The organism is Acidisoma sp. PAMC 29798 (assembly GCF_030252425.1).
Classification (GTDB): domain Bacteria; phylum Pseudomonadota; class Alphaproteobacteria; order Acetobacterales; family Acetobacteraceae; genus Acidisoma; species Acidisoma cladoniae.
On record NZ_CP126994.1, the window covers coordinates 4,311,625 to 4,338,506 of the forward strand.

General features: G+C 63.7%; 25 protein-coding genes. 19 read left to right on the forward strand and 6 right to left on the reverse strand.

The features are described from left to right. Window positions 1–198: 198 nt before the first annotated feature. The 13 genes from QP803_RS20735 to QP803_RS20795 all read left to right on the forward strand — a co-directional run bounded on the left by QP803_RS20735 (window position 199) and on the right by QP803_RS20795 (window position 14,226). Complete coding sequence (locus QP803_RS20735) at window positions 199–1,050, forward strand: transketolase (protein ID WP_284945360.1); 852 nt, start codon at window positions 199–201, stop codon at window positions 1,048–1,050. Then, complete coding sequence (locus QP803_RS20740) at window positions 1,047–2,000, forward strand: transketolase family protein (RefSeq protein ID WP_284945361.1); 954 nt, start codon at window positions 1,047–1,049, stop codon at window positions 1,998–2,000. The genes QP803_RS20735 and QP803_RS20740 overlap by 4 nt, the downstream gene beginning before the upstream one ends. 3 nt (window positions 2,001–2,003) lie before the next feature. Next, window positions 2,004–3,497, forward strand: a complete 1,494-nt coding sequence (locus tag QP803_RS20745) for an FGGY family carbohydrate kinase (protein ID WP_284945362.1) — start codon at window positions 2,004–2,006, stop codon at window positions 3,495–3,497. 13 nt (window positions 3,498–3,510) lie between these two features. Then, window positions 3,511–4,494: an ABC transporter permease gene (locus QP803_RS20750; protein WP_284945363.1), complete on the forward strand. Its 984-nt coding sequence runs from the start codon at window positions 3,511–3,513 to the stop codon at window positions 4,492–4,494. Between the two features lie 91 nt (window positions 4,495–4,585). Beyond that, window positions 4,586–5,530: a sugar ABC transporter substrate-binding protein gene (locus QP803_RS20755; RefSeq protein WP_284945364.1), complete on the forward strand. Its 945-nt coding sequence runs from the start codon at window positions 4,586–4,588 to the stop codon at window positions 5,528–5,530. A gap of 34 nt (window positions 5,531–5,564) precedes the next feature. Continuing rightward, window positions 5,565–7,067, forward strand: coding sequence for a sugar ABC transporter ATP-binding protein (locus QP803_RS20760; protein WP_284945365.1), 1,503 nt, complete (start codon window positions 5,565–5,567; stop codon window positions 7,065–7,067). Window positions 7,068–7,084: 17 nt separating this feature from the next. Next, entirely contained in the window at window positions 7,085–7,849 is a 765-nt protein-coding gene (locus QP803_RS20765) for an SDR family oxidoreductase (RefSeq protein ID WP_284945366.1), read from the forward strand. A gap of 10 nt (window positions 7,850–7,859) precedes the next feature. Continuing rightward, complete coding sequence (locus tag QP803_RS20770; RefSeq protein ID WP_284945367.1) at window positions 7,860–8,819, forward strand: sugar-binding transcriptional regulator; 960 nt, start codon at window positions 7,860–7,862, stop codon at window positions 8,817–8,819. Between the two features lie 21 nt (window positions 8,820–8,840). Next, window positions 8,841–9,620, forward strand: a complete 780-nt coding sequence (locus tag QP803_RS20775) for an SDR family oxidoreductase (RefSeq protein WP_284945368.1) — start codon at window positions 8,841–8,843, stop codon at window positions 9,618–9,620. A gap of 94 nt (window positions 9,621–9,714) precedes the next feature. Beyond that, window positions 9,715–11,319 carry an iron uptake transporter permease EfeU gene (efeU, locus tag QP803_RS20780; RefSeq protein WP_284945369.1) on the forward strand — a complete coding sequence of 535 codons (1,605 nt, stop codon included), beginning with the start codon at window positions 9,715–9,717 and terminating at the stop codon, window positions 11,317–11,319. A gap of 12 nt (window positions 11,320–11,331) precedes the next feature. Then, window positions 11,332–12,543, forward strand: coding sequence for an iron uptake system protein EfeO (efeO, locus tag QP803_RS20785; RefSeq protein ID WP_284945370.1), 1,212 nt, complete (start codon window positions 11,332–11,334; stop codon window positions 12,541–12,543). Window positions 12,544–12,557: 14 nt separating this feature from the next. After that, entirely contained in the window at window positions 12,558–13,838 is a 1,281-nt protein-coding gene (locus QP803_RS20790) for a Dyp-type peroxidase (RefSeq protein WP_284945371.1), read from the forward strand. 130 nt (window positions 13,839–13,968) lie between these two features. Next, window positions 13,969–14,226 (forward strand): MarR family winged helix-turn-helix transcriptional regulator, encoded by a 258-nt coding sequence (locus QP803_RS20795; RefSeq protein WP_284945372.1) that lies wholly within the window; start codon window positions 13,969–13,971, stop codon window positions 14,224–14,226. Here the strand turns inward: QP803_RS20795 and QP803_RS20800 are convergent. After that, window positions 14,223–14,864 (reverse strand): TetR/AcrR family transcriptional regulator, encoded by a 642-nt coding sequence (locus QP803_RS20800; protein ID WP_284945373.1) that lies wholly within the window; start codon window positions 14,862–14,864, stop codon window positions 14,223–14,225. The two genes, QP803_RS20795 and QP803_RS20800, sit on opposite strands and share 4 nt — an antisense overlap. Window positions 14,865–14,946: 82 nt before the next feature. Here QP803_RS20800 and QP803_RS20805 point away from each other — a divergent pair, with 82 nt between their 5' ends. Further along, on the forward strand, window positions 14,947–16,023 hold the full coding sequence (locus QP803_RS20805) for an aldo/keto reductase (protein WP_284945374.1): 1,077 nt from the start codon (window positions 14,947–14,949) through the stop codon (window positions 16,021–16,023). 26 nt (window positions 16,024–16,049) lie between these two features. On the opposite strand, the gene QP803_RS20810 is transcribed toward QP803_RS20805, so the two are convergent. Then, a complete protein-coding gene (locus QP803_RS20810; protein WP_284945375.1) occupies window positions 16,050–16,787 on the reverse strand; it encodes an SDR family NAD(P)-dependent oxidoreductase in 738 nt (245 codons plus the stop codon). 8 nt (window positions 16,788–16,795) lie between these two features. Further along, entirely contained in the window at window positions 16,796–17,257 is a 462-nt protein-coding gene (locus QP803_RS20815; protein WP_284945376.1) for a DUF427 domain-containing protein, read from the reverse strand. Window positions 17,258–17,395: 138 nt separating this feature from the next. Between QP803_RS20815 and QP803_RS20820 the strand changes: the two genes are divergently transcribed. Next, complete coding sequence (locus QP803_RS20820; protein ID WP_284945378.1) at window positions 17,396–18,268, forward strand: oxygenase MpaB family protein; 873 nt, start codon at window positions 17,396–17,398, stop codon at window positions 18,266–18,268. 36 nt (window positions 18,269–18,304) lie between these two features. Here QP803_RS20820 and QP803_RS20825 read toward each other — a convergent pair whose 3' ends face one another. Next, on the reverse strand, window positions 18,305–19,312 hold the full coding sequence (locus QP803_RS20825) for a helix-turn-helix domain-containing protein (RefSeq protein WP_284945379.1): 1,008 nt from the start codon (window positions 19,310–19,312) through the stop codon (window positions 18,305–18,307). A gap of 140 nt (window positions 19,313–19,452) precedes the next feature. Beyond that, window positions 19,453–19,647: an FAD-linked oxidase C-terminal domain-containing protein gene (locus tag QP803_RS20830; protein ID WP_350356049.1), complete on the reverse strand. Its 195-nt coding sequence runs from the start codon at window positions 19,645–19,647 to the stop codon at window positions 19,453–19,455. Between the two features lie 170 nt (window positions 19,648–19,817). On the opposite strand from QP803_RS20830, the gene QP803_RS20835 reads away from it, so the two are divergent. Beyond that, entirely contained in the window at window positions 19,818–20,141 is a 324-nt protein-coding gene (locus QP803_RS20835) for an NIPSNAP family protein (RefSeq protein ID WP_284945380.1), read from the forward strand. Between the two features lie 23 nt (window positions 20,142–20,164). After that, the gene (locus QP803_RS20840; RefSeq protein ID WP_284945381.1) at window positions 20,165–21,874 is read left to right on the forward strand and encodes a thiamine pyrophosphate-binding protein; all 1,710 of its coding nucleotides are present in this window, start codon (window positions 20,165–20,167) and stop codon (window positions 21,872–21,874) included. Here QP803_RS20840 and QP803_RS20845 read toward each other — a convergent pair. Beyond that, window positions 21,863–24,256 carry a thiamine pyrophosphate-binding protein gene (locus tag QP803_RS20845; protein ID WP_284945382.1) on the reverse strand — a complete coding sequence of 798 codons (2,394 nt, stop codon included), beginning with the start codon at window positions 24,254–24,256 and terminating at the stop codon, window positions 21,863–21,865. The genes QP803_RS20840 and QP803_RS20845 overlap by 12 nt on opposite strands. Before the next feature lie 129 nt (window positions 24,257–24,385). Here QP803_RS20845 and QP803_RS20850 point away from each other — a divergent pair, with 129 nt between their 5' ends. Both QP803_RS20850 and QP803_RS20855 read left to right on the forward strand, forming a co-directional pair. Continuing rightward, window positions 24,386–24,856, forward strand: a complete 471-nt coding sequence (locus QP803_RS20850) for an Lrp/AsnC family transcriptional regulator (protein WP_284945383.1) — start codon at window positions 24,386–24,388, stop codon at window positions 24,854–24,856. A 104-nt stretch (window positions 24,857–24,960) separates the two neighbouring features. Beyond that, on the forward strand, window positions 24,961–26,874 hold the full coding sequence (locus QP803_RS20855) for an alpha amylase C-terminal domain-containing protein (protein ID WP_284945385.1): 1,914 nt from the start codon (window positions 24,961–24,963) through the stop codon (window positions 26,872–26,874). The last annotated feature ends 8 nt before the right edge of the window (window positions 26,875–26,882 follow it).

The window sequence follows — 26,882 nt, forward strand, 5'->3', positions numbered from 1 at the left end:
CACTTTGATCGCTGAAGCCCTGTGGCGAGAGGTCCGACTGCGATGGCTGTACTCCCGCGGGACGTGCAGCATTATCCATCCGCCCACCCGGCGATTCTGCTTGACGGCCGACGAGCCTCCGACCATGATGCATGGAAATGCTGTTGTGAATAAAAATTCAGGTGGGAAATGCAAGGACAAGACTGGCCATCGCCGGAGGTGACCGATCTTCATGCGAAGGTCGCGGCGGCGAATGACGCCGATCGGGGAGCACTGCTCGCGCGCATCGCCGACGAGGTCCGTATTTGCATTCTCCACACCATCGACGGTCCCAAGATGGGCCATATCGGTGGTGATTTCTCCGTCGCCGACGTGCTGACAACGCTGTTCTTCGGGGTTCTGAAGCTTGATCCCACCGATCCGAGATGGGCGGAGCGGGATCGCTTCATCCTCAGCAAGGGTCATTGTTCGGCGGCGCTCTATTCGGTTCTGGCCATGCGCGGCTTCTTCCCGGTTGCCGATCTCAAGACCTTCATGGCGCCTCTTTCAGCGCTGAACGGCCACCCCAATCGCCGCAAAATCCCGGGCGTCGAGGCCAATACCGGCCCGCTCGGACATGGCCTGCCCATCGGCCTGGGCTGCGCCATCGCCGCGCGCCTTGCCGGCAGTGATCGCCGCACCTTCGTGGTGCTCGGTGACGGCGAATTGCAGGAAGGCAGTAATTGGGAGGCGGCCATGGCCGCCGGCCATCGTGGCCTGTCCAACCTGACCGCCATCGTCGATCGCAACCGCCTGCAGCAGGGTGCGCGCACAGAAGATACCAATCGCCTCGAACCCCTGGCCGACAAATGGCGCAGCTTCGGCTGGGAGGTGCATGAGGTGGACGGCCATGACCACGCCCGTCTTTACGCTCTGCTGTCGGCGCGGGGCGGGTCTCAGCCGCGCTGCCTCGTCGCCCGCACGATAAAGGGCAAAGGCGTTTCCTTTATCGAGGATCGCGTCGAATGGCATCACAAGGTGCCTTCGGCGGAACAGGTTCAGCTCGCCCTGAAGGAGCTTGCGGTTCGATGAACGAAATGAGCCCAACACCGAACACCACAACCTTCGATTGCCGCGTCGCCTTCGCTGAAACCATGATCGAGATGGCGCGGGTCGATCCGCGCATCGTCGCGGTCTGCAACGATTCCGTGGGGTCGAGCAACCTCAACGCCTTCCAGAAGGAATTTCCCGACCGGCTGATCAATGTCGGCATCGCGGAGCAGAATATGGTCGGCGTCGCGGCCGGCCTCGCGAATGGCGGTTTTGTACCCTTCGTGAGCTGTGCGTCACCCTTCCTGACCGGTCGCGCGCTGGAACAGATCAAGGCGGATGTCGCCTATAACAATTATCACATCGTGCTCTGCGGCCAGAGCCCCGGCATGTCTTACGGCGAACTCGGCCCGACGCATCATTCGATCGAGGATTTCGCCTGGATGCGGGCGCTGACGGATCTCACGATCCTGGTGCCCGCCGATCCGCAGCAGACACGAGATGCGTTGCGCTGGTCCGCCACGGCCAATCGCCCCATTTTCATGCGCATTGGCCGCTTCAAGGTGCCGGCGGTGACGCCGGAGAGCGAGGCCTTCACCGTCGGTCGTGCATCTGTGCTGAGAGAGGGCACGGACGTGACGCTCATTGCCTGCGGCACCATGGTGTCCCGCGCCTTGCAGGCGGCGGACCAACTCGCGGCGAAGGGCGTTTCCGCCCGCGTGCTCAACATGACGACGATCCAGCCGCTGGACGAGGCGGCAGTGATTGCCGCCGCGACCGAGACCGGGCGCATCGTGACGGTGGAGGAGGCGATCATCCATGGCGGCCTCGGCTCCGCCGTCGCCGAATGCGTGGTGCAGAACGCACCCGTGCCCATGCGCATTCTGGGCGTGCCGCATCTGGCGCCCACCGGCAGCAACGCCTTCCTGCTCGATCATTTCGGGCTGAATGCCGAGGGCATCGCAAACGCCGCCCTCGCGCTGGTGGCCTGATCCATGGCCGCCCCGCTGCTCCTCGCGATTGATCAGGGCACCAGCGGCACCAAGGCGATTCTGGTGGATGGCGTCGGTGCCATCATCGCGCGGGGCCATGCCCCGGTCGGTGAGACACATCCGAATCCGGGTTGGGTGGAGCAGGATCCGATCGCGATTTGGCACAGCGTTCAGCGCGCCGTCGCCGTTTGCCTCGATGGCCAGGACGCAGGGCGTGTGGTGGCGGTGGGCCTGAGTACCCAGCGTGAGTCCATCGTGATGTGGGACCGGATCACCGGCGCGCCCATCACGCCCGTGATCAGTTGGCAGGACCAGCGGACTGCGGCGCTGTGCGATGAATTCCGCAGCCCGGAGGTGGAGCGGCTGGTGCGGGCGCGCAGCGGCCTGCCGCTCGACCCGATGTTTTCCGCGATCAAGGCGCGTTGGCTGTTGCAGACCCATGCGGGCGCGATGGCGGCCGTGCGGGATGGACGCGCCGTCATCGGCACGATCGATTCCTGGCTGCTCAGCCGCTTCTCCAACGACGATCCGGTGATCGAAGTTGGCAATGCCTCACGCACCCAATTGTTGCACGTCGCCGACGTGACTTGGGATCCTGATCTGCTGGAGGTCTTCGGCGTGCCGGCGGCGGTGCTGCCACGGCTGACGCGCTCCACCGGTCCTTTCCCATCGACACGCGGTCTGGCACCTGTGCCGGACGGCACGCCGGTCATGGCGGTGATGGGCGATTCCCATTCCGCCCTCTTTGCGCATGGCGCCTTCGCACCCGGTCAGATCAAAGCGACCTACGGCACCGGATCTTCCGTCATGGGGCTGATCGCTCGGCCGGACGCGCTGCATCCGGGGGTGTGCCTGACCATCGGCTGGCAGATGGATCGCCCGGCTTTCGCTGCCGAAGGGAATATCCGCGCCACCGGGGCGGCTTTGCGCTGGATGGCGAGCATTTTGGGCATGAGCGTCGATGCCATGACCGAACTGGGCGCCCGCTCGCAAAGCCGCGGCGCCGTGCTGGTGCCGGGTTTCACCGGCCTCGGCGCGCCGTGGTGGGACCGGGACGCGGTGGGTCTGCTGACGAACCTCTCCCTGGACACCACGCCCGCCGAGCTCGCCCGAGCGGCCCTGGAAGCCGTCGTGCACCAGGTCGCCGATGTCGTCGCGGTGATCGGTGACAACGTCGGCACGGTGCGGGACCTGTTCACCGATGGCGGCCCCAGCCGCAATGATGCGCTGATGCAGATGCAGGCCGATCTTCTCGGCTGCACGGTCCATCGCTCGGCGGCGGCGGAACTGTCGGCCCTCGGTGTCGCCCATATGGCGGGCCTGGCGGCGGGCGTGTGGAGCGAGGCGGCTTTGCGCGACTTGCCGCGCCCGCGCGACACGATTCTGCCCCGTGAGACCGGAGACGATCGCGCGGCACAGCGCGCGCAATGGCAAGCGGCCATCGCCCGGGCGCGTTCAGGCTTGGCCTGTCGCAGCGCGACGATAGAGACCGCGTGAAGGGAAGCAAGGCATGTCCACGACAACTGTAAGAGCGGCCGCCGGACCAGAGGCCAAGCGCACGATCTGGTCGCGTCTGCTGACCGGATCGCAAGGGCCGCTGATCGGCCTCATCGTGCTGTGTGTAGTCTTCTCCGTCACCAGCGACGTCTTTCTCTCAGCCCGCAATTTCCTCAACGTCATCGATCAGGTCACCGTCCTCGGCATTCTGGCCCTGGGCATGACGGGCGTGATCATCATCGGCGGCATCGATCTTTCGGTGGGCTCAATCCTCGCCCTGTCCTGCATGGTGTTGGGCTGGCTGCCGCAGGATTATGGTGTGCCCTTCGGTGTGTCCTTGCTCCTGGCCATCATCGCCGGCGCCGGCTGTGGATTGGTCAATGGTCTGCTCGTCACGCGCGCCAAGCTGCCGCCCTTCATCGCGACACTGACGGTGATGTCGGTCGCGCGCGGTCTCGCCAATCTCACCACGGGCGGTGAGCAGGTCGTGGGCTATCCTGACTGGTTCACCAAACTCGCGACGGTCCGCCATTTCGGCTTCCTGTCTGCGACCGTCGCGATGTTCATCATTCTTGCCTTGGCGGGATGGATCTTCCTGCGCTACCGCGCCACCGGCCGCAGTCTATATGCCATCGGCGGCAATCCCGAGGTCGCGCGCCTCGCCGGCATCAAGGTGCTGCCGCTGACCGTGTGGGTCTATGTCGCGTCAGGCGTGCTCGCCGGTCTCGCGGCTCTGGTGCTGTCGGCGCGGCTCGACTCTTCGCAACCGAGTGCCGGGCTCGGCTATGAGCTGGATGCCATCGCCGCCGTGGTCATCGGCGGGGCCAGTCTTTCGGGCGGCATCGGCGGTATTGGCGGCACCGTCGTCGGTGTGCTGATCATCGGTGTTTTGCACAACGGCCTCAATCTGGTCGGCGTGTCCCCCTTCATCCAGCAGGTCATCATCGGCTGCGTTATCGCTGTCGCTGTCACCATCGACAAGTTCCGTCGTCGGTAGGCCTGCAGGACGCTGACCGTCCGCGAAGCGGACGGGCGTTTACGTGCCGTGTCTATCCAAGAACTGTAATGAAATCAAAAACGAGGGAATGATGTTCAAAACGAAATTGCTTGCCTCCGTGCTGACGGCGGCGTTCCTGACATGCGCGGCACTGCCGCTGACGGTGTCCGCGCGCGCGGATGAGCCGACGGTGGGCCTGGCGGTTGCCAATCTTCAGGCGGACTTCTTCAACCAGATCAAGCAGGCCGTGGAAGCCGAAGCCAAGATCAAGGGCGTTAAGGTCGTGGTGGTCGATGCGCATGGTGACAGCGCCACGCAGGTCAATCAGATCCAGGATCTCATTACACGGGGCGTCAAGGCGCTGATCTATATCCCCGCCGGCGCCACGGCAGCGGGCGTGCCGGTGCGCTCGGCCCAGGCCGCGCATATTCCCGTCATTGCCGTCGATCGCAATGCGCCGGATGCGCCTGCCGATACCTTCATCGCGACCGACAGCGTCAATGCCGCGCATACGCTGGGCGACTATGTTTGCAAGGTCACCGGCGGCAAGGGTACGCTCGCCATCATCCAGGGCCAGCTTGGCACGACGCCTGAGAACGACCGTAACACCGGCTTCACGGCGGCCATGGCCAATTGCCCTGGCATCAAGGAAGTCGCTCGCCAGGCTAGCCAGGAATGGTCGCAGAACGAGGGCTTCACGATCGCGCAGGATATGCTGCAGCGCCATCCCGACATCACGATCTTCTTCGGTCGTGCGGACGGTCTGGCACTGGGCGCGGCCCAGGCGAGCAAGGTGGCCAATCTTGATAATCCGGTCATGGTCTTCGGCTTCGACGGTGACAAGGCTGGGCTGAAGGCAGTGCGGGACGGTGTTCTGGCGGCGACGATGACGCAGAAGACCCAGGCGATGGGCAAGCTGGCGCTCGATTCCGCGCTGGATCTCGTCGCTGGCAAGACGGTTCCGAAGCAGCAGCTTCAAAGTGCCGTGCTGACGACGAAGGACAATGTTGCGCCCTTCATCGCGCAGCATCCGTAGGCGCCGGATTTCGGAACGGGGAGGAGACAGGACCATGTGCGCCGATACATCGTTGCTGCGTCCTGTACGCCTCTCCGTCACCGGAGCGCGGAAAGCCTTTTCGGGCACGGTTGTGCTCAGCGACGTCGATCTCACCGTCCGGGAAGGCGAGGTCGTGGCCTTGTTGGGGGAGAATGGTGCCGGCAAGTCTACCATTTCCTCCATCATTGCCGGTGTGGTCAGCCCTGACGCAGGGTCGATGCTATGGGAGGGGCAACCCTATGCGCCGACCTCGCCCGGTGACGCCATCGCCCACGGCGTGGGGTTGATCCATCAAGAGATGCGCCTCCTCCCCGATCTCACGATCGCGGAGAATGTCTTCGTCGGCCGGCTGCCGATGACCGGCGGGCGCATCGACCGCGAGCAGATGCGCAATCGCGCCTCGGAGCAACTGCGCCGTCTCGGCCTCGATATTTCGCCCGACACGCTGGTGCGCGGCCTGCGCGTCGCCGCGCAACAGCAGGTGGAAATCGCAAAGGCGCTGACGCTGAAGGCGCGATTGCTGATTCTGGATGAGCCGACGGCGGCCTTGGGCGGCGAGGAGACCGATCGGCTTTTTGCGCAGATCGACCAGCTCAAGAAGGAAGGATTCTCCTTCATCTATATCAGCCACCGGCTGGAGGAGATTGCGCGTATCGCGGATCGCATCGTGGTCCTGCGCGACGGCCAGAAGGTTGCCGAGCATGACACCGCGCAGGTGCCGGTGGGTCAATTGCTGCGCGATATGGTCGGGCGCAATATCGAACGGCTGTTCCCCGAGGTCGATGCGCCGCGCCCGCGCGAGGTTTTGCGCGTCGAGGGGCTGCGGTCCGCGCAAGGGGCTTTCGCCGACATCAGCTTCGCCGTGCGTGAGGGTGAAATTTTCGGCATTGCCGGCATTGTCGGTGCTGGGCGGACAGAATTGGTGCGCACCATCGCCGGGGCCGATCCGCTTGCCGCCGGCACGGTGACGCTCGATGGCAAAACCTTGAAACTGACCGGTCCCGATGCCGCCATCGCTGCGGGGATCGTGCTGGTGCCGGAGGATCGCAAGGGGCAGGGCGTGCTGCTGGAACATACCGTCGCGGACAATCTGGCCCTGGGCAATATGGATCGGCTCGGCACTCATGGTTGGATCGATCCCGGCAAAATACGGGATTTCGGCAGCAGGATGATCGAGCGTCTGGGCGTCAAGGGCCGTCCTGGGCAGTTGGCGCGATACCTGTCTGGCGGAAATCAGCAGAAGGTGGTGATCGCGCGCTGGGTCGCCCGCTCCCCCAAGGTCATCATCCTCGACGAGCCGACGCGCGGCATAGATGTCGGGGCCCGCGCCGCTATCTATGAGGTCATCGCGGATCTTGCCCGTTCGGGCATGGCGGTCATCGTCGTCAGTTCGGATCTCGAGGAGGTCCTGGGGCTCGCGCATCGCGTCATGGTGCTGGCGCGCGGCCGGCAGATGGGCGTGCTCGATCGGGCCGAGGCCAATAACGTCGCCGTCATGGCCCTGGCCACGGCGTAGAAAAGGAGACGGCGCAGATGACGGATCTCTTCAGCCTGGCCGGTGAGGTCGCCTTCGTGACCGGCGCGGGCAGCGGCATCGGCCAGCGATTGGCCGTGGGTCTGGCGGAAGCGGGCGCAGATGTCGCCTGCTTCGATTTGGCGGCGAGCAAGGGTTTGGACGAGACGGTGGCGCGCATCACGGCCCTTGGTCGCCGCGCCGTCGCGGCGCGTGGCGACGTGACGCATGCCGTGGATCTGGCGCAGGCGTTGGAGGCGGCCGAAGCGCTGGGGCCAGTGTCCGTTGCGCTGAATTGCGCCGGCATCGCCAATGCGGCGCCGGCGGAGGAAATGGCGCAGGACCAGTGGCAGCGGATGTTCGATGTCAATGTCACCGGCATCTTTCTGTCGTGCCAGGCGGAGGCGCGCGTCATGCTGCCACGCGGGCGGGGCGCCATCGTCAATATCGCCTCCATGTCCGGCGTCATCGTCAATCGCGGCCTGCTCCAGGCCCATTACAACAGCGCCAAGGCGGCCGTGATCCATTTGTCCAAAAGTCTGGCCATGGAATGGAGCGACCGGGGCATCCGGGTGAATTCGATCAGCCCCGGCTATACCGCGACGCCCATGAACACGCGCCCCGAGGTGGCCGAGCAGGTGAAACAGTTCGAGGCCGATACCCCGATGGGACGGATGGCGACGGTGGACGAATTGGTGGGTCCCGCCGTATTCCTCGCAAGTCGCGCCGCATCCTTCTGCACAGGGGTCGATCTTCTGGTCGATGGCGGTTTCGTATGCTGGTGAAGGATGTCGATTGCCCCGGGCCGATGAACTCCGTCTGATCGCGCGCGTCGCACGCATGTACTATCTGGACGACATGAAGCAGGGCGATATCGCCGCCCGGCTGACCATTTCCCAGGCGACCATTTCACGTCTGCTGCGCCGCGCGCGGGATGAGGATGTGGTGCGCATCAGCGTCCATACGCCGACTGGCACCTTTCCCGAATTGGAGGAAAGCCTGTGCCGCAAGTTCGGTATGACCGAGGTGATTGTCGCTGAATGCAGTGAGGACCGCGAAGGCCAAATTCTGCGCCGGATGGGGGAGGCGGCGGCCCTCTATCTGGAGACGACCCTGCAACCCGGGGAGATTGTGGGCATCTCGTCCTGGAGTGAATCGCTGCTTCATACGGTCGAGAATATTCACCCCAATCGACGTGTCGCGGCGGCGCGCGTGGTGCAGATTCTGGGCGGCATGGGCGATCCCAGCGTGCAGAAGCATGCGACGAATCTCACGCGGCGGCTCGCCCAATTGATCGGGGCGCAGCCGCAGCATCTTTCGACCCAAGGGGTCACCAGTTCCAAGGCTGCGCAGAAGGCGCTGACGAGCGATCCTTTCGTGCGGGAGACGATGGCCTTCTTTCCGCAAGTCACGCTGGCGCTGGTCGGCATCGGTGCCGTGGAGCCTTCCAAGCTGCTTGCGGATAGCGGCAATATTTTTACCCCGGATGAGCTTGGGGAACTGTCCCGGCTGGGGGCGGTGGGCGATATCTGCCTGAATTTTTTCGACAAGAACGGCAAGCCGGTGCCGTCTTCCTTCCAGGAGCGTGTGATCGGCATTGGCTTGGATCAATTGCGCCAGACCCGGCGGGTCGTGGCGGTCGCGGGCGGTGCGCGCAAGGTGGCGCCTCTGCTAGGCGCGATGCGTGGCAAGCTCATCGATGTCCTGGTGACGGATCAATATACGGCGGCTCGGCTCGACGCCGCGCAAGACTGAACAAAAACACGGGAGACGGACATGGTGTTGACGAACAAGGTTGCGGTCATCACCGGTGCAAGCCGTGGCATCGGTGCGGCCATCGCGCGCCGCTTGGCGAAAGAGGGTGCGGCCGTGGTGCTGGCCGCCAATGAGCCGACGGTGGAGGCCGTGGCCGAGGCGATCCGCGCGGCGGGCGGTCGCGCTTCCTCGGTGATCGCCGATGTGACGAAAGCGGCCGATGTCGCGGCTATCTACGATCTTGCCGAGCGCGATTACGGTCGCGTCGATATCTCCGTCCAGAACGCGGGTGTCATCACCATCGCGCGGGTCGAGGATCTGCCCGAGTCCGATTGGGACAAGGTGATGGCCGTGAACACCAAGGGCGTCTTCCTGTGCTGCCAGGCGGCGATCGCGCGCATGCGCAAGCATGGCGGCGGCGGGCGTCTGATCAACACCGCCTCGGGGCAGGCGCGGCAGGGTTTCGTCTTCACGCCGCATTATGCGGCCAGCAAATTCGGCGTCATCGGCATCACGCAAAGCCTGGCGAAGGAAGTCGCGAAGGAAGGTATTACCGTCAATGCCTTCTGCCCCGGCATCATCGAGACGGATATGTGGGCCTATAACGACCAGGCCTGGGGCAAGCTGCTCGGCGATTATGCGCCGGGTGAACTGATGGCCGAATGGGTCGAGAATATTCCCATGGGCCGCGCCGGGCAGGGTGAGGATGTCGCGGGGCTCGTCGCTTTCCTCGCAGGGCCGGACGCGGCCTATATCACCGGCCAGACCATTAACGTCGATGGCGGGCTTATTATGTCTTGAGCCCGGCCGAAGCGCGGGGCTGTCGGCGCGATCCCACCCTTGTAAATGCGACTTAGTCGCAGTAAGAGGGCGCCGAAGCTGATTGGGACGCTCCATGCTCGCGACACTCGTGATAGGGCTGCGGGAAGGCCTTGAAGCGGCGTTGATCGTTGGCATCATCGCGGCCTTCCTGCGCAAGAATGGCAAAAGCCTGACCGCCATGTGGTTGGGCGTCCTCTTCGCCCTCGTCCTGTCGCTTGCCGTCGGCGTCGGTCTTGACCTCGTCGAGCAGGCGCTGCCCCAGGCCAGCCAAGAGGGCATGGAATCCGTCATCGGCGCCATCGCCATCTTCTTCGTCACGGGCATGATCGTCTGGATGAACAGCCATGCCAGCGGCATGAAGAAGGAGCTTGAGGCCGAGGCCGCCCAAGCGCTCAGCCAGGGTAGCGCCTATGCCTTGGCCATCATGGCCTTTCTCGCCGTGCTGAAGGAGGGGTTCGAGACCGCCGTCTTCCTGCTCGCGACCTTCTCGGCCGCACAATCGGCGGTCCTTGCCGCCAGCGGCGCGATCATCGGCGTTCTCCTCGCCGTCGTTATCGGCTGGGGCATCTATATCGGCGGCGTCAGGCTGAACCTGTCCCGCTTCTTCCGCTTCACCGGCGCCTTCCTCATTCTCGTCGCCGGCGGGCTGGTGATCACGGCCTTGCGCACCGCCCACGAGGCCGGCTGGCTGAATGCCGGCCAGGAACCGACCGTGAACCTGTCTTGGCTGGTCGCCCCCGGCACCGTGCAATCCGCGCTCATCACCGGGGTTCTCGGCATCCCCGCCGACCCGCGCCTGATCGAAGTGCTCGGCTGGTTCGCCTATCTTGTGCCCGTCATCCTTTTTGTCTTCTGGCCGTCTTCCCGCCGCCCGCGTCGGCACGCGGCTGTGCGCCTGCAATTCACACTGGCCGCCGCACTGGTGGCGGTCGCGGTCGCCCTCGCGATCGGTCTGCCCACGCCCCGCGCGCAACCGCCCGCGGCCGCCATGATCGTCGCCACCAGCGATGCGTCGCAAAGCCCACTCGGCACCGCCCGACTGAGTGCCGATACGCTCACGGTCTCCTTAAAAGACGCGGGGGGCACAGTGGTCCCGCTCCCGCAGGCCAGCGCCGCCCATGACCAGCATGACGGCATCGACGCCTCGGCCTGGACCATCGACCGCACGATGCCGGTGGATGGCGCGCCCAAGACCTTGACCCTCGATCAGGTGGTCACTCTGTCCGGCGGGCGAGTGCCGATGGGGCTGAACCCGCGCCAGCATCCCGGCCCCTTCGACGCCGATTGGTCGGTCCATCGCACGACGCGTGTCTGGGCCGCCGAGGGCATGCTGCTGGATGCGACGGAGGAGTCCACAACCCTCGTCGCCGTCTCCGGCAGCGGCCTCGAAACGCCACGCACCCTTACGACCACAGTCGGTATCGGAACGCCCCTGGCCCCGCGCTGGCAGGTCACCGGTGCCTATGTCGATCAGGCTGTGGCCGAACTGAACCGGGTCGCGGCGGCCCGCACGGAACGGCTGCTCTGGGCTGTCCAGCTGCCCATCGCCCTCGGCCTCGTCGCTTTCCTCCTGGTCGTGGCGGCCTGCCGCAGAGTGCGGCGGCTGAGCCGCGCGCCTGCACCCGTCACTCGCACACCCATGCCGCATGCCGGCCACCGCGCCGGCACATCCATCTAAACTGGAGCCCCCATGTCTCGCATCCTTCCGACACGCCCCCTCTTCACCCTGGCCGCCCTTCTGGCCGTCGCGCCCGGCGCCTATGCCGCAGCCAATGACGGCACCATGGCCCCCGTGAAGGGCGGCGCCTCCCAGGTCCATATCACCCTCACCGGCGATAATGGCGGCACCTGCATCGTCCATCAGACGGTGGCGAAGGCCGGTCCGGTCACCTTCATCGTGACCAACAAGACCGCCACGGCGATCAATGAGGTCGAGCTGCTGAGCGGGAACCGCATCGTCGGCGAGAAGGAGAATCTCGCCCCCGGCCTGCCCACCACCAGCCTCACCCTGACCCTCGGCGGCGGCGCGTATCAAATCTACTGCCCGGGCGCGACGAAGGAATTGCAGGCCTTCACCGTTACCGGCCAGGCTGCGCCGCAAGCGACCGGCAGCACCGCCGCGCTTCTCACGGCCGGCACCCAGGGCTACGCCGCCTATGTGAATAGCGTCACCGATGCGATGCTCACGGCGACGAACCGGCTGAAGGCCGATATCGACGCGGGGGACCTCGCCAAGGCCCGCGCCGAATATCCGCTGGCGCGTCCCTTCTATGAGCGCATCGAAGCTGACGTGGATGGCTTCGTGATGCCGGGCTTCAAGGCCACCGACAATGCCGGCAACCTCGACTATCTGGTCGACATGCGCCAATCGGCCCTCGACCCGAAGGTTGGCTGGCATGGCCAGCACGCCATCGAGCGCGACCTGTTCCAGAACGGTAAGATCACCGACCAGACCAAGCAGCTGGCCGCCGAGCTTCAAAAGAACGTGGAGCTTCTCGATAAGGTCGTTCGCACCCTCACCTATAAGCCTGAGGATCTTGCGAATGGCGCTGCCGACCTTCTCGAAGAGGTGCAGAGCACGAAGATCACCGGTGAGGAGGAAGCCTTCAGCCACTTCGATCTGATCGACTTCGCCGGCAATGTCGAAGGTGCCGAACAGGCTTTCGCCTATCTCGCGCCCGGCATGACGAAGATCGACCCTGACCTGACCGCGCGCGTGAACGCCGAATTCGCCAAGGTGGATGCCATGCTCGATACCTATCGTGACCCGAGCGTGCCCGGTGGCTTCAAGATGTACACCGCCGAGCTGAAAGCCTCGGACGGCGCCAAGCTTAGCAAGGCCATCCAGGCGCTGCAGGAGCCGCTGTCCAAGGTCGGCGCCAAAGTCGCGACCGTTAGCTAATGGCGCCGGACAAAATGCCTCGCGACAAGCTCGGGGCCGAAAGCCCCGACATCCACGTGTCTCGCCGGGGGCTGCTCGTTCGAGCAGCCGTCGGTACTCTCACGGCATCGGTCAGTGCCTCGGCGGCGCTGACGGCCGCCCACGCCACGGGTGTCGACACGGCGTCAGGCGGTGACATCGTCGATCTCACGCAAGGCCATGCCTTCTACGGGAATGCGCAGCAGGCCGGTATCAGCACATCGCCGCAGCGCTTTACCTTCTACATGACCTTCGATCTCACCTCACCGCTGCGGTCGGACCTGCAAGTCTTGCTGGCGCGCTGGTCGGCGGCGATCGCGCAACTCATGAAGGGCGAGACCATCGGGCAGGTCGAACCCAAGGGTGACAGCCAGGTCGGTTTTGATACCGGTGAGGCACTCAATCTCGGCCCAGCGTCATTGACCGTCACGGTCGGGCTCGGTCCCAAGGTCTTCACCGATACCTATGGTCTGGCCGACAAGAAGCCCGCTTTGATGCGCGCGCTGATCCAACTGCCCAGCGATGCCCTCGTCGCCGGTATCTCAGGTGGCGATCTGTCCGTGCAGGCCTGCGCTGATGACCCGCAGGTCGCCTACCATGCTGTTCGCGACCTTGCCCGCATCGCCAAAGATTCCGGCACGGCGGCCACGCGCTGGACCGTGATGGGCTTCGGCCGCGCCTCCGCCGGAAAGGGTCAGGCGACACCGCGCAACCTCCTGGGTTTTAAGGACGGTACGCGCAACATCAGAGACGATGCCGAGTTCGAGAAATTCGTTTGGGTGAAGGGCGGTCCGGCCTGGCAGCGCTACGGCAGCTATCAGGTCGTGCGCAAGATCCAGATGCATATCGAAAACTGGGACACCGATCGTGTCAGTGACCAGAACAACGTCTTCGGCCGCCACAAGGTGTCTGGCGCGCCCCTGACGGGCACGCATGAGTTCGACACGCCGGATTTTCACAAGCGTGACGCCAAGGGCGATCCGGTGATTCCTTTCACCGCGCATATGCGGCTGGCGGCGCATGAGACGCACGGCGGCATCAAAATTTTGCGGCGCGGCTACAATTACACAGACGGGATCAATCAATTTGGCTTGCTCGATGCTGGGTTGCTGTTTCTGTCCTATCAGAACGACCCCGCGCATTTCGAAACTTTGCAGAGTAGCCTTGGCGCTTCCGACGCCCTGAACGAATACATTTCCCATATCGGTTCGGGGATCTTCTTTGTGCCCCCAGCGCCGCAAGAGGGGTCCTACCTCGCCGAGGGCATGTTCGACTGACGATACCGATCAGGGCGGTATGTGAAACTGGCTGACGTCGATCGGGTGAACGGAATTTCGCCTATGCCCGGTCGGTGGCACCCAATCGTAAGGGACCGCCTGACAGCGGCGTGCAGGCGGCTCAGGTGTCATGATGGTGAAGTCGCTCAAGGCCAAGAATCTCCTGACGCAACAGTCTGGCACGGACGACACGCGTGTCCGACATCTCGCGCTCACGACTGCGGGAATTGCGGTGCTGGCGAAAGCAACGCCTTTGATGGGCGCTCTTCAGGAGAGGCTATGGCCGCCAGGAACCGAGGCCGAAACATTGCTCGCACTGATGAAGGCAACCGCGCATCGGTGGACGACAGACGAGGCCGATTGGTCAGGGTTGCCCGATACGCCTTAGGCTGAAGCGTCTCTCATGGGTGATTGCGACGGCCAAGCCGACATAGCCTGATCCGCAAGCGCCAGAAGCCTCTCGCGAGGCAGGTTGTCACGTGCCAGCACCGACATGCCTTGCACAACCGCGAGGATCAGGTCGGATAAAGCCGCAGCATTGGTGGACACGGGCAATATCCCTACCGCGATGTCCTGATCGATGCGGTCCATGAGGTCAGCCGCGATCCGCCGGCGCACAGCGGAGACCGCTGACCGGACGTCGGCCGAAGCCTCCGATCCACTGGCCGTGGCGCTCGCCAGCAAGCATCCTCTGGGTGTCAGCTCACCCGTAAAGGCGGTGGCTGCGGCCACAAGCATGTCGCGCGCGGCATCGCGTGCCGTTGGCGCCGCCGCCAGCTGTCGTTCCATCTCTAACGGATCGCCGGCATAGCGGCGCATGGCTTCCAGAAACAGCCGCTTCTTGTCGCCAAACGCCGCATAGAGGCTGGGGGCCGTTATCCCCATGGCCGATGTCAGGTCGGCAATGGATGTCGTCTCGTAGCCGTGCCGCCAGAAGGCCAGCATCGCTTCTTCCAATGCGGTGTCCCGGTTGAATGACAGCGGCCTGCCGGTCCGTCGTCGCTGAATGGCGTGTATGACTTCCATAACGTTCACTATAAAATCGATTGACCTTCGGATGCAATGATGCGATGGGTTTCATATCGATCATTATGGAAGTCGCCCGACAATGACCCTCACCGATTACCGCACCTTGGGCCGCTCCGGCCTCGTCGTCAGTCCCATGGCCTTGGGCACGATGACCTTCGGCACGCAGGGATGGGGCGCGGATGAGGCGGGCTCGCGCGCCATTTTCGATGCCTACCGCGCGCAGGGTGGCAACTTTATCGACACGGCCGACATCTATTCCGGCGGAACCAGTGAGGCGATGGTCGGCCGCTTCATCGCTGAAACCGGCACGCGCGACGAGATGGTTCTGGCGACCAAGTTCGCCTTCAACGGATCGGCGAGCCCCTTGGCGGCATCCCAGGGCGCGCCGGGCAACCCCAATGCCGGCGGCGCGGGTGCGAAGAACATCCATCGTGCGCTCGACGCCTCGCTGAAGCGGCTCGGCACCGATTACATCGATCTCTACTGGATGCACATTTGGGATGGCGTGACCCCGGTCGAGGAAATCATGCAAACGCTGGGTGATCTGGTTCGGGCTGGGAAGATCCGCTACTGCGCCCTGTCGGACATGCCGGCCTGGCTGGCGATGAAGGCCGCGACCATCGCGAGCGAACGTCGTGTGCCGGGCCCGATTGCCATGCAGGTCGAATATTCTCTGGTCGCCCGCGATATCGAGCGTGAGCATATCCCTGTGGCCCGCGAAGCGGGGATGGCGGTCATGCCCTGGAGCCCGCTGGCGGGCGGTTTCCTGACCGGCAAATACAAGCGTGACGATAATTCCGGCACGGGCCGGTTGAGCGGTACAAACCCTTTCGGCAAGAGCAAATTCGTCGACCGCAACTGGGATATTCTGGATGTGCTTGGTGATGTTGCCGCCGAGCATGACCGTCCTCTTTCGCAGATTGCCCTGGCATGGACGCGCGCCCAGCCTGGCGTGACCTCAATCGTTATCGGTGCGCGCAAAGTGGCGCAGCTTGAGGATAATCTGGCAGCGCTGGACATCACCCTTACGGATGTACAGATGCGCCGCTTGAACGAGGCGAGCGCGACCCTTCCCGGGTTCACCGATAGTCTTGCGGCGCCGGGTATCCGGCGCATGGTGTTCGGCGGTCATGACGTTCGCGGTTGGGGCGAGTGATCGCGGCGCCTTGTGCGGGCGCAGCCTCAGGGGGCGATGGTACTGCCGTCCCACGCAAGGACGCGGCCGCTGTCTGACGGCGTCAGGCCATCGATCACCGTGAGCAGACAGGACGCGGCTCTCACTGCGGTAAACAGCCGGCCTTCCGCAACGCCGCGCTGGAAGGGCCGGCTCAATTCCGTATCGACCGTGCCCGGATGCAAGCCGACGCAGATGCGCTGAGGATGACGACGGGCGGTCTCTATCGCCAGGTTCCGCACAATCATGTTGAGCGCCGCCTTGGACGCGCGGTAGCTGTGCCACCCGCCGCTTCTATTGTCGCCGATACTGCCCACCCGCGCTGACAACACGGCAAAGACGCTACGGCCTTGCGACGACAACTTTGGCAGCATGTGCTTGGCGACGAGCGCGGGCCCGATGGCGTTGATCCGATAACTTTCGAGCATTCCTGCGGCATCGATAGCCCGATAGGTCTTCTCGGGCGATGGTATGCCGCCGCCTTGCAAGGCGCCCGTCGCGACGATCACCAGGCGCACGTCGTCGGCCAATCTGTCTGCCGCGGCTCTGATGCTGTCTTCGTCGGAGATGTCGATCACGCCGCGACGGAGCCCTGGTGCGACGTCAAGATCGTCTCCAAAACTGCGCGCCAATGCGATTACTTTGCCAAAAACCGGCTGATCGAGGAGTGCCGTCACCAGAGCCGAGCCGATGCCACCCGATGCGCCGATGACGATGGCAGAGCTGTCGGCCGGAAAGCTGTGCATTTTGGGGATTACCACCCCATGCTTTCTGGAACGCCTTTGAACGGCCCTTTCAAATCCCGCGTCACCCAGCCGCCGTAGAACCCGCCTGGCTGCGGCGTGACCGCCTCCTCGCCGACAAAACACGCCTCCATCATGCCGGCGTAAACGGCGAGGTGGTCACGGATGGAGATAAAAGCCTCGGTCGGTTCCGGGTAGCTCCAGGCGGCCCGTTCCGCAACACGGTCGCCGACCCGAATGCTCCAATATCGGGCGACACCTTTCCACTCGCAGACACTTCCGCCGGAGGCCTGCGTCAGTAGGCAGCCGGTGAAGGAGGAGGGCGGCAGATAATAGACGGGCGGATGGGACGTCTCCAACACCCGAAACCCAGCTTCGGTCACCGCGATCGTTCGGCCGGCGAAGACGATGCGGAGGGTTTGTGCAACGGGCTCCAATCGAGGGGGCCGCGGATACTCCCAAACATCTTCCATCACAGGCTCCCGTGCGACATTCATCAGCACTCGAAAGATCGGCACGCCGACGCAGTTTACGAGGGCTTGCGCGCACCGGCCGGAATGTGATCCGCAAGCCTCTATCTTGCTATGGTGAAATCATCGATCCTCCGCCTCATGCCGCAGTCCCCACCCTCTTCGAGCATGATGCCACGCGGCGGGATTACGCAGCCGATCAAGCACCTGATCGCCTCCCAGACGGTCGCGATGTTCAACGACCGCGCCCGCGGCGAGCGGCCGGTCGTGAGACAGCCCGATGGCTTGTTCGGGCCGAGCGCCGTCGCCTGGCGCGTTCACGGCGACGTCGCATCGATGATGGTGGGTGGGATTGCCAGCCTGCTGCTTCAGATGCTGCATCCCGCCGTGCTGGCAGGTGTCTGGGATCACTCGAACTTCCGCACGGACATGCATGGACGGCTGAGGCGCACGGCACGCTTCATCGCGCTCACGACCTATGGCGGCCGTGTCGAGGCGGAGGCCATGCTGGCGCGTATTCGCAAGATCCATGATCAGGTTCGTGGCGTGCTGCCCAATGGCACCGCCTATGCCGCCAATGACCCCGCCTTACTGGCCTGGGTGCATGTGACCGAGACCAGCAGCTTCCTGGACGCTTGGATCCGCTATGCCGAACCCCGAATGCGGATGATCGACCAAGACCGCTATTTCGCGGAGATGGTCCGGATCGGGGAGCCGCTTGGGGCCTTTCCCGTGCCGCGCAGCCGCCGCGAGGCACGGGCCTTGTTGTCGGAGATGCGGCCGCAGTTGCTGTGTGACGCCCGAACGCGGGAAGTCGCCAAGCTGGTCCTGAACCAGCCGGCCCAGAACTGGATGACGGAGCCGCTTCAGGCGCTGACGATGCAGGCGGGCATCGATCTTTTGCCACCTTGGGCGCGCCAGCAGCATGGTCTGCACAATCCCGGCTTGGGCCGCCCGCTCATTCGCGGTGGAACGCTCGGCATCGCGCGCACGCTGCGCTGGGCCTTCTCTTAGTGTGTCAGAGTCTTGGTGTGTCAGTCCGCACCGCCGTCACTCGGCGGCATATCCCCTGACTTCACTTGGGGTGGCACTATAGCGAATCTTGAACATGCGATTGAACGTCGGAATGTCGATAAATCCGTTTCGGAAACCGATCTCCTCAATGAGTACGTTTCGATACTCAACGGCGCGCAGCATGCGATATGCGGCTTCGATACGAATGGTCCATATCATCTTCGCCACGCTTTCACCGCGCGCGCCAAACACCCGGTAAAGCGTCGCCCGCGAACACCCCAGTCCCCTCGTGACGGCAGCAGGATCAAGATTGGGATCTGAGAAGTCATTGCGGATAAGCCTGACGGCGGCATGATAGAGGCCGAGTTGAAAATTGTCCTCTTCAGGGTTTTTCGCGAACTGGCCCTGAATCGCAAGAAGGGCCATATCAACTGTCGCCGATACGGCGACGACGCGTTCCACTGGATGAAGCTGCGCACCTTGATCGATGGTCATCTGCATATGAGAGCGCATCAAAGCCACGATCCCGCGTGGTTGCAAGGTTTGGCCGGCAAGCCGAGACGGATCTGCCAAGACAGAGCGCACCCGTTCTCGCGGTAAGAACAGACTGATGATGCGATGCCGCGCGTGGACGATGTGGAGCGGCCGGCTCAAATCCATCATGATCATGTCGCCCGCATGCGGCAGCCGTCGCCCGGTGCCATTGTCGACACTGGCGCCGGAGGTTGTCACGATGAAATCAAGAATAATGTCGTCGCAAAGGTCGGAACGACAGTGGCTCGCATCGCGGCTCGCCCTGAGTGCGCTTCCCCGATGCTCGATCACCTCCGCGCCTTCTCCGCCGATGCGCGTCAGCCGAGCCCCAAAGGGCAAATCCGCCTCAGGTTCATAGGAGCTGACCATCCGACGGAAGACATGGCCTAGCCAATACTTGTGGCGTCGCGCCGGCGGAACCACATCGGCGCTGAACACTGCCATTGTTCCCGCCGGCTGTTCACGCGGCGGACATAAGGGCTGGGACATCGGCTTGGACAGAAACTCCACAGTCTCGATCCTCGCAGGGACGGCGGTTGGATAAGATGGCTGCCGACAGTCAGATGAGCCCAATTGGGGACGCTGACAAGACGGTTGCGCTTCAGCACCCACCTCCCCGCCACTTGGGATGCAATGCCGCGATCGACCGCCTATCGGCCGACAATATCATGGACGATGGTGTTAACCGTGTCCCAGCGCGCCAGGAAGGCGTCCTTGTCGCCGCCCACCGGCTGGCTGACATTGAAGTGGATATTGCCGTCACCGACATGCCCGAACGGCAAGACGCGCGCCCCCGGCATGAAGCGCTCGACGGCCGGCATCGCATCCGCCAGCAACGCTTCCATCACCGCGTCGATGCCGATGTCTTTGTCGATACCAATGGCCTCATCTACGCCACCGACTTCAACGCCGGCCTGTATGTCATGGAATACACTAGCTAGAGTGAGGTCGCCTCAGGTTCAATCGCACACCGAACCTGAGGCGAAACATATCTTGAGAGTGGAGAACAGCTGTCGTGTTGATCGATCATAGAACCTACACCACCCGCCCCGGCGCAGTGCAGAAGCAACTCGCCTTGTATGGCGAATACGGGTTTCCGGTGCAGTGTAAGCTCGCCGGCGATCCGCTCGCCTTTCTCGTCACGGAGACGGGACCGCTCAACTCCTACGTTCACCTCTGGGTCTATGAAGATGCGGCCCACCGCGCGCAGGTGCGTGCCGCCCTTCAGGCGGATCCTGCATGGGTGGCGTATCTGGCCAAAAGCGCAGAGGCTGGCAATCTGGTCTCGCAGGAGAACAGGCTCATGGTGCCGGCGGCGTTCGCACCCCTTCGTCGGTAGATCAAGCAAACGGAGACGAAGGCATGACTTTGCCAAATGCCACGCCGCGCACGGGCGGTCAGCTCGTGGTCGATTGCCTGCTGTCACAGGGCGTCGAGCATGTCTTCTGCGTGCCAGGCGAAAGCTTTCTGGCAGTGCTCGACGCCCTGCACGGCACACCGATCGCGGTCACGATCTGCCGCCAGGAAGGCGGCGCCACGATGATGGCCGATGCCGTCGGGCGCCTCACCGGGCGTCCGGGAATCGCCATGGTGACGCGCGGACCGGGTGCCACGAATGCCTCACCGGGCATCCACATCGCCGAACATGACTCCGTGCCGCTCATTCTTTTCGTGGGCCAGGTCGCCCGGGACATGAAAGGTCGCGGCGCGTTTCAGGAGATGGACTTCAAGGCCGTCTTCGGAACGATGGCGAAGTGGGTGGTGGAGATCGAGGATGCCGCGCGCGTGCCCGAAATCATTGCCAGGGCCTTCCACGTGGCGATGCAGGGGCGGCCTGGACCTGTGGTGATTTCCCTTCCCGAGGATATGCTCACAGACATGGCGCTGGCCTTTCCCGCAGGCCGCATCGAGCCGGTGGAGACAGCAACGAGTGCCATACAGCTTGCCGCTTTGCAGGAACTTTTGGAGGATGCCCGCAAGCCTGTCTTGCTGCTGGGTGGGTCCGGTTGGACGGCGGACAGCCTGCTGCGCCTGCGCGGCTTCATCGAGCGGTTCGACCTGCCGGTGGCGACGACCTTTCGGCGCGCGATGCTGTTGAGTGGCGACCATCCGAATTACGGTGGCGAACTTGGTATTGGCCCAAACCCCAAGCTCAGGGCGCGCATCGAGGCGGCTGACTTGGTGTTAATGTTCGGCACGCGCATGGCCGAGATTCCGTCCCAAGGCTATACGCTATTCGACATTCCGACGCCTCGGCAGACGATCGTTCATGTCCATGCCGATACGGCCGAACTCGGGCGGGTCTATCATCCGACCTTGGCCATCCAGGCAACGCCGGACGGGCTTTCGCGTGGATTGGAGGCGCTCTCGCCCAGCCGCGCTGTGCCGTGGCATGCCGAGACGCGCCAGGCGCACGCCGATTTTCTGGCCTGGACCGACACGGCGCCCAAGCTGCCCGGCTCGGTGCAGTATGGTGACATCATCGTCTCCCTACGGGACCGTTTGCCTGCGGATGCGATCGTCACGAATGGCGCTGGCAATTACACGATCTGGGTTCAGCGGTTTCTCCGCTTCCGGTCGTTTGGGTCGCAGCTTGCGCCCGTGTCCGGCTCCATGGGCTACGGCCTGCCGGCAGCGGTCGGCGCCAAGCGTCTGCTGCCGGAGCGGATGGTGGTGTGCTTCGCGGGTGATGGCTGCTTTCTCATGAACGGTCAGGAATTCGCCACAGCGGTTCAGTATGGCCTGCCCATCATCGTCATCATCGTGGATAACGGCATGTACGGCACCATCCGCATGCATCAGGAGCGGCATTATCCCGGTCGCGTATCGGGCACGCAGCTGCGCAATCCGGATTTCGCAGCCTATGCGGTCGCCTTTGGCGGACATGGCGAGCGGGTCGAGAGCACGGACGCCTTTCTGCCCGCCTTCGAGCGGGCCGTCGCTTCAGGGCTTCCCGCCATCATCCACCTCATCGTCGATCCTGAAGCGCTGACCCCTGGTGCCAGCCTGACTACGATCCGGGAGAAGGCCTTGCGTGACCAGGCTGACGCCGCTGTGGGCTCAGCGATATGACTGCCGAACGTGGCGTACAGGGCGGCCCAGCGATACGGCTTGCGCCGCGCCCATAATCGCCTGAGCATCCAGCCCGTGGTGGCGATACATATCCGCGGTGGTTCCGGTCTGCCCGAAGCGCTCGACACCCAAGGCGCGCAGGCGATGGCCATGGACGGAGCCGAGCCAGCTCAAGGTCGCGGGATGACCGTCGAGAACGGTGACCAAGCCGCAGTGGGAGGGCAGCTCCGCCAACAGCGTCTCGATATGGCTGTTCACCTGCGGAATGCCCGCTTCGCGCACTCGTTGCGCGGCGACCCAGCCGGCATGGAGGCGATCGGCCGAGGTCACCGCCAGCAGGCCCACGTCGCGCCGGTCCTCCCCCAATAATCCCACGGCCTCCATCGCTTCCGGCGCCACCGCGCCGGTGTAGGCGATGATCGCCTGGGCGTTCGGGCCAGGCTTGCGCAGCCAATAGGCGCCTTGCAGAACATCCTCTGTCACCAACGGCGTCGTGCTGCGCTGCGGCTGTTCAAGGACGCGGGTCGAGAGGCGGAGATAGACCGAGCCTCCGCTTTCGTCGCGCAGCAGGGACCGTGGGTCCGCCGCCTCCGAACGCTGCACATGCGCGAAGGCGAAGCGCAGGATAATGGCCAGCTCATCCACAAAGGCGGGCTCGAAGCTTGCCAACCCATCCTGCGCCATGCCGATCAGTGGCGTCGCGATGGATTGATGCGCGCCGCCTTCGGGTGCGAGCGTCACGCCGGAAGGCGTGGCCACCACCACGAACCGTGCATCCTGGTAGCAGGCGTAGTTGAGGGCATCGAGGCCGCGTTCGATAAAGGGGTCATACAGCGTGCCGATGGGAATCAACCGCTCCCCATGCAGCGCATGGCTCAGGCCGAGCGCCGAGAGCATCAGGAACAGGTTCATTTCGGCGATGCCCAGTTCCATGTGCTGGCCGCCCGGTGAGAACTGCCAGTTGAAGGTGGAGGGGATACGTTCCTTCTTGAACAGGTCTGCGAGTTCCTCCTTGGCGAAGAGTCCGCGACGATTGACCCAAGCGCCAAGATTGGTGGAGACGGTGACATCGGGGGAGGTGGTGACGATGCGGCGCGCCAAGTCCGTGTCGCCCTTGCCCAGCTCATGCATCAGCAAGCCGAAACCCTGTTGCGTGGACATGGTCGGCTGCGCTGGCACCGTCAGCGTGGCGGGCACGGGAATGACCGGCGCCTGAAAGCGGCGCGGCCCCGCTTGGTTAAACGGGACGGTGGCCAGGAAATCACGAAGGTCGGAGGCCGGAAGGCGCAATCCTTCGAAGGGTTCCCACTCATGGCCGGCGCGTATCTGCAAGCTGTCACGCAGCACATCGAGCTGAGCCGGCGTCATCAGTCCGGCATGATTGTCCTTATGGCCGGCGAGCGGCAGGCCGGATCCCTTGATCGTATAGGCCAGGAAACACACCGGCCTGTCATGCAGCCGCGCCGCCGCGAAGGCTTCCAGCAGCAGCGGCAGGTCATGGCCGCCCAGATTGCCCATGAGGGCGGCCAGCTCATCGTCACTGCGGCGCTCGATCAAGGCAGAGACCGCGCCCTGGTCACCGAGGTCGTTCAGCAGGCGTTTTCGCCAGGCGGCGCCGCCCTGAAAGATGAGGGCGGAATAGAGCTGATTGGGGCAGCTTTCGATCCATTGGCGCAAGGCCGCGCCGCCGGGTTCGGTAAAGGCCGCCTGCTGGAGGGTGCCATGGCGCAGCACCACCACATCCCAGCCGAAGTTGCGGAAGGTCGCTTCCAGCCGCGACCAAAGCCCTTCCCGCACCACCGCATCCAGGCTCTGGCGATTGTAGTCCACCACCCACCAGGTATTGCGCAGCCCGTGTTTCCATCCTTCGAGCAGCGCTTCGAAGATATTGCCTTCATCCATTTCAGCGTCGCCGAGCAGCGCCACCATGCGCCCCTCAGGGCGATCGACGCCCCAGCCGCGGACCCGCAGGTAATCCTGCACCAGGGACGAGAATAGCGTCTGCGCAACACCGAGACCGACCGATCCGGTGGAGAAGTCGACGTCGTCGGTGTCTTTGGTGCGGGAGGGATAGGATTGCGCGCCGCCATAACCGCGAAAGGCTTCCAGCTTTTCGCGCGTCTGGTTGCCGAGCAGATATTGAATGGCGTGAAACACCGGCGCCGCATGTGGCTTGACCGCGACGCGATCCTCGGGCCGCAGCACCGCCAGGTAGAGCGCCGTCATGATGGTGGCGGAGGAGGCAGAGGAAGCCTGATGGCCGCCGACCTTCAGCCCATCCTGGCTAATCCGCAGGTGGTTGGCATTGTGGATGGTCCAGACCGCCAACCAGAGGATCTTGCGCTCCAGGTCCGCAAGGATGTCCAGCCGTCGATCCGTCATGGTGATGCTCCTCATTATGGGACGAGCTTACGCCACGACGGTGGGTGGTTTTGACTAAAGTGAGCCTTCGTTCGAGCCCATTGGGGTGCTAATCTGCCGCCAAGACCATAAACTTGGCAGGAACGGCTAATGCCGCATTTGGACGCCATCGATCGGAAGATCATCGCCGCCTTGCAGGCGGATGGTCGGCAGACGGTTCAGGATCTGGCCGGCCAGTGTGGGCTTTCCCCGTCGCCATGCCTGCGCCGGGTGCGGCTGCTGGAGGAGAGTGGCGTCATCAAGGGCTATACTGCGGTCATCGACCAGGAGAAGGTCGGTCTTCCGGTCAGCGTCTTCGCCTCGATCAAGTTGGAGCGAACGCGGGAAGAAGAGCTGGACCGTTTTTCGATGATGATCGCGCGGTGGCCGGAAGTCGTGGATTGTTATTTGATGACTGGACCGCGCGACTATCTTTTGCGGATCGTAGTGCGGGACGTGCAGGCATATGAGCGATTCCTGAAGACGAAGCTGACGCGGTTAGACGGCATCGCGTCGATTGAATCGAGCTTCGCTTTGGGTCAGGTCAAGACTTCTGGGGCCTTGCCTGTTCTGGAAGGGTAGGAGCCGATCCTGCGCTTTTCCCAGACATCGTTACAGCATTCCGTGCTCGCATTTTCCCGAGGCGATATTTAGTCTCGAACTCATAATGTCCGGCGGGATGTCAGATGGTGGTCCAGATCAGCGATCTCGGCGGCAAGACACCCATGGGTGCGACCCCTGCGCTGACGGGCACCTATTTCCGCTGTTGGGCACCGTCGGCGACACGGGTCGCGCTTATCCAGGACGCCTCCGCCACACCCTTGGCGGGCGATGCGCTGCACCCGCTCGGCGACGGCAGCTGGGCGGGCTTTGCGCCGAACCTGCGGGACGGCGACACCTATATGTTCTGGATCGACGGTCCTGATCCGACACAGAAATGGGGCTCTGGCGCCAAGCGAGATCCACAGGCACGGGAGCTTGCGCTGCAACCGGCGTTTCCGGCTTGCGCCTGCGTGGTGCGCGATCCGAATGGCTACGCCTGGCAATTCCCGCAATGGCGCACGCCCGAGTTTTCAGATTTGATCCTCTATCAGCTGCACGTCGGAACCTGGCATATCGCCGACCCAGCGAGACATGGCACCTTCCTCGATGTGGCCGCGCACCTTCCTTATCTCGCGGCACTGGGTGTCAATGCGATCCAGTTACTGCCTGTGCAGGAGTTCGAATCGCAGTTCAGCATGGGCTATAACGGCGTCGACTATTTCTCGCCGGAGGGTGACTATCTGGTCCCGCCGGGCGAGGTCGCGTCTTACAGTGCCGTGCTTGGCCCGTTGTTTCAGCAATTTGGCGGAACACTGCCGCCGCTGACGCGGGGCATCGACCAGTTGAAATGTCTGGTCGACTTGGCGCATGCCCATGGCATCGCGATGATTTTCGACCTCGTCTATAATCACGCGGGCGGCAGCTTCGACGATGGCAGCCTGTTCTTTTTTGACTGCCGTCCCCGTGGCAATAATAATGACAGCCTCTACTTCACCGACCAAGGCTGGGCGGGCGGCCTCATCTTCGCATACTGGAATGCAGATGTGCGGCAGTTTCTGATCGATAACGCCGCGTTCTTCTTGCGCGAATACAGAATCGACGGCATTCGCTACGACGAGGTCCGCGTCATCTCGGACAATGGCGGACGGCAGCTCTGTCAGGATCTCACCTCCACACTGCGCTTCCTCAAACCCTCGGCCATCGGCATTGCAGAGTATTGGGATCCTGACCGGCCCACGGCCGTGACGCCGCCCTCTGCCGGGCTCGGGTTCGATGCCGAACTTGGTGACGGCTTGCGCAATGCGGTTCGGGATGTGCTGACGCAGGCTGCGGCCGGTGAGACCGCGTCGATCGACCTCGACCCTGTTGCAAGCGGCCTTGTCGCTGTGGTGGGGGAGGGATGGCAGTTGGTCCAATGCCTTGAAAACCAGGACCTCACCTATTGGGGCCATGGGGATGCGGCTCGTGTCGCCGGACTAGCCGATCCCTCGGACGCGACATCCTGGTTCGGGCGCAGCCGTGCCCGCGTCGCTCTCGCGATCCTGCTCGCGGCGCGGGGCATTCCTGCCTTGTTCATGGGCCAGGAGACGCTTGAATGGCACCTTTGGTCGGACAATCCCGCTTTGGTCGCGAACCACATCGATTGGGCCGCTGCGGCCTCGGACAAGAACCGCGCCGACTTTCTCCGTTTCACTCAGGACATGATCCGCGCGCGCCGCGATTGGACCGCACTCCGGGGCCCGAATCTTCGTGTGTCGCGGGTCAATAGCTTTGACCGGGTTCTTGTCCTCCATCGCTGGCTCGAAGGGCTTGGCCAAGATGTCATTCTTGTTATAAGCCTAGACGAGCACACAAAGTTTGGATACCGCATCGGACTGCCCTTGGCGGGCGCGTGGCGCGAAGTCCTCAATAGCGACGTCTATGACAATTTTCCGAATCCGCAGCCCACTGGCAACGGCGGCGGCCTGATGGCCGAAGGCGTGCCGTGTGACGGATTTCCGGCATCCGCCACGATGGTCATTCCCGCGAACGGCGCGCTGCTGCTCGTGCCGGGTTAACCGATCGC

Bases quoted from the DNA above. Each gene is read 5' to 3' on its own strand.
- QP803_RS20820 (WP_284945378.1), top strand. From the start codon at position 17,396: ATGCCGCAGTCCCCACCCTCTTCGAGCATGATGCCACGCGGCGGGATT.
- efeO (WP_284945370.1), top strand. From the start codon at position 11,332: ATGTCTCGCATCCTTCCGACACGCCCCCTCTTCACCCTGGCCGCCCTT.
- QP803_RS20760 (WP_284945365.1), top strand. From the start codon at position 5,565: ATGTGCGCCGATACATCGTTGCTGCGTCCTGTACGCCTCTCCGTCACC.
- QP803_RS20740 (WP_284945361.1), top strand. From the start codon at position 1,047: ATGAACGAAATGAGCCCAACACCGAACACCACAACCTTCGATTGCCGC.
- QP803_RS20745 (WP_284945362.1), top strand. From the start codon at position 2,004: ATGGCCGCCCCGCTGCTCCTCGCGATTGATCAGGGCACCAGCGGCACC.
- QP803_RS20775 (WP_284945368.1), top strand. From the start codon at position 8,841: ATGGTGTTGACGAACAAGGTTGCGGTCATCACCGGTGCAAGCCGTGGC.
- QP803_RS20765 (WP_284945366.1), top strand. From the start codon at position 7,085: ATGACGGATCTCTTCAGCCTGGCCGGTGAGGTCGCCTTCGTGACCGGC.
- QP803_RS20840 (WP_284945381.1), top strand. From the start codon at position 20,165: ATGACTTTGCCAAATGCCACGCCGCGCACGGGCGGTCAGCTCGTGGTC.
- QP803_RS20800 (WP_284945373.1), bottom strand. From the start codon at position 14,864: ATGGAAGTCATACACGCCATTCAGCGACGACGGACCGGCAGGCCGCTG.
- QP803_RS20855 (WP_284945385.1), top strand. From the start codon at position 24,961: ATGGTGGTCCAGATCAGCGATCTCGGCGGCAAGACACCCATGGGTGCG.
- QP803_RS20810 (WP_284945375.1), bottom strand. From the start codon at position 16,787: ATGCACAGCTTTCCGGCCGACAGCTCTGCCATCGTCATCGGCGCATCG.
- efeU (WP_284945369.1), top strand. From the start codon at position 9,715: ATGCTCGCGACACTCGTGATAGGGCTGCGGGAAGGCCTTGAAGCGGCG.
- QP803_RS20850 (WP_284945383.1), top strand. From the start codon at position 24,386: ATGCCGCATTTGGACGCCATCGATCGGAAGATCATCGCCGCCTTGCAG.
- QP803_RS20830 (WP_350356049.1), bottom strand. From the start codon at position 19,647: ATGGAAGCGTTGCTGGCGGATGCGATGCCGGCCGTCGAGCGCTTCATG.
- QP803_RS20805 (WP_284945374.1), top strand. From the start codon at position 14,947: ATGACCCTCACCGATTACCGCACCTTGGGCCGCTCCGGCCTCGTCGTC.
- QP803_RS20790 (WP_284945371.1), top strand. From the start codon at position 12,558: ATGCCTCGCGACAAGCTCGGGGCCGAAAGCCCCGACATCCACGTGTCT.
- QP803_RS20845 (WP_284945382.1), bottom strand. From the start codon at position 24,256: ATGACGGATCGACGGCTGGACATCCTTGCGGACCTGGAGCGCAAGATC.
- QP803_RS20750 (WP_284945363.1), top strand. From the start codon at position 3,511: ATGTCCACGACAACTGTAAGAGCGGCCGCCGGACCAGAGGCCAAGCGC.
- QP803_RS20815 (WP_284945376.1), bottom strand. From the start codon at position 17,257: ATGGAAGATGTTTGGGAGTATCCGCGGCCCCCTCGATTGGAGCCCGTT.
- QP803_RS20755 (WP_284945364.1), top strand. From the start codon at position 4,586: ATGTTCAAAACGAAATTGCTTGCCTCCGTGCTGACGGCGGCGTTCCTG.
- QP803_RS20795 (WP_284945372.1), top strand. From the start codon at position 13,969: ATGATGGTGAAGTCGCTCAAGGCCAAGAATCTCCTGACGCAACAGTCT.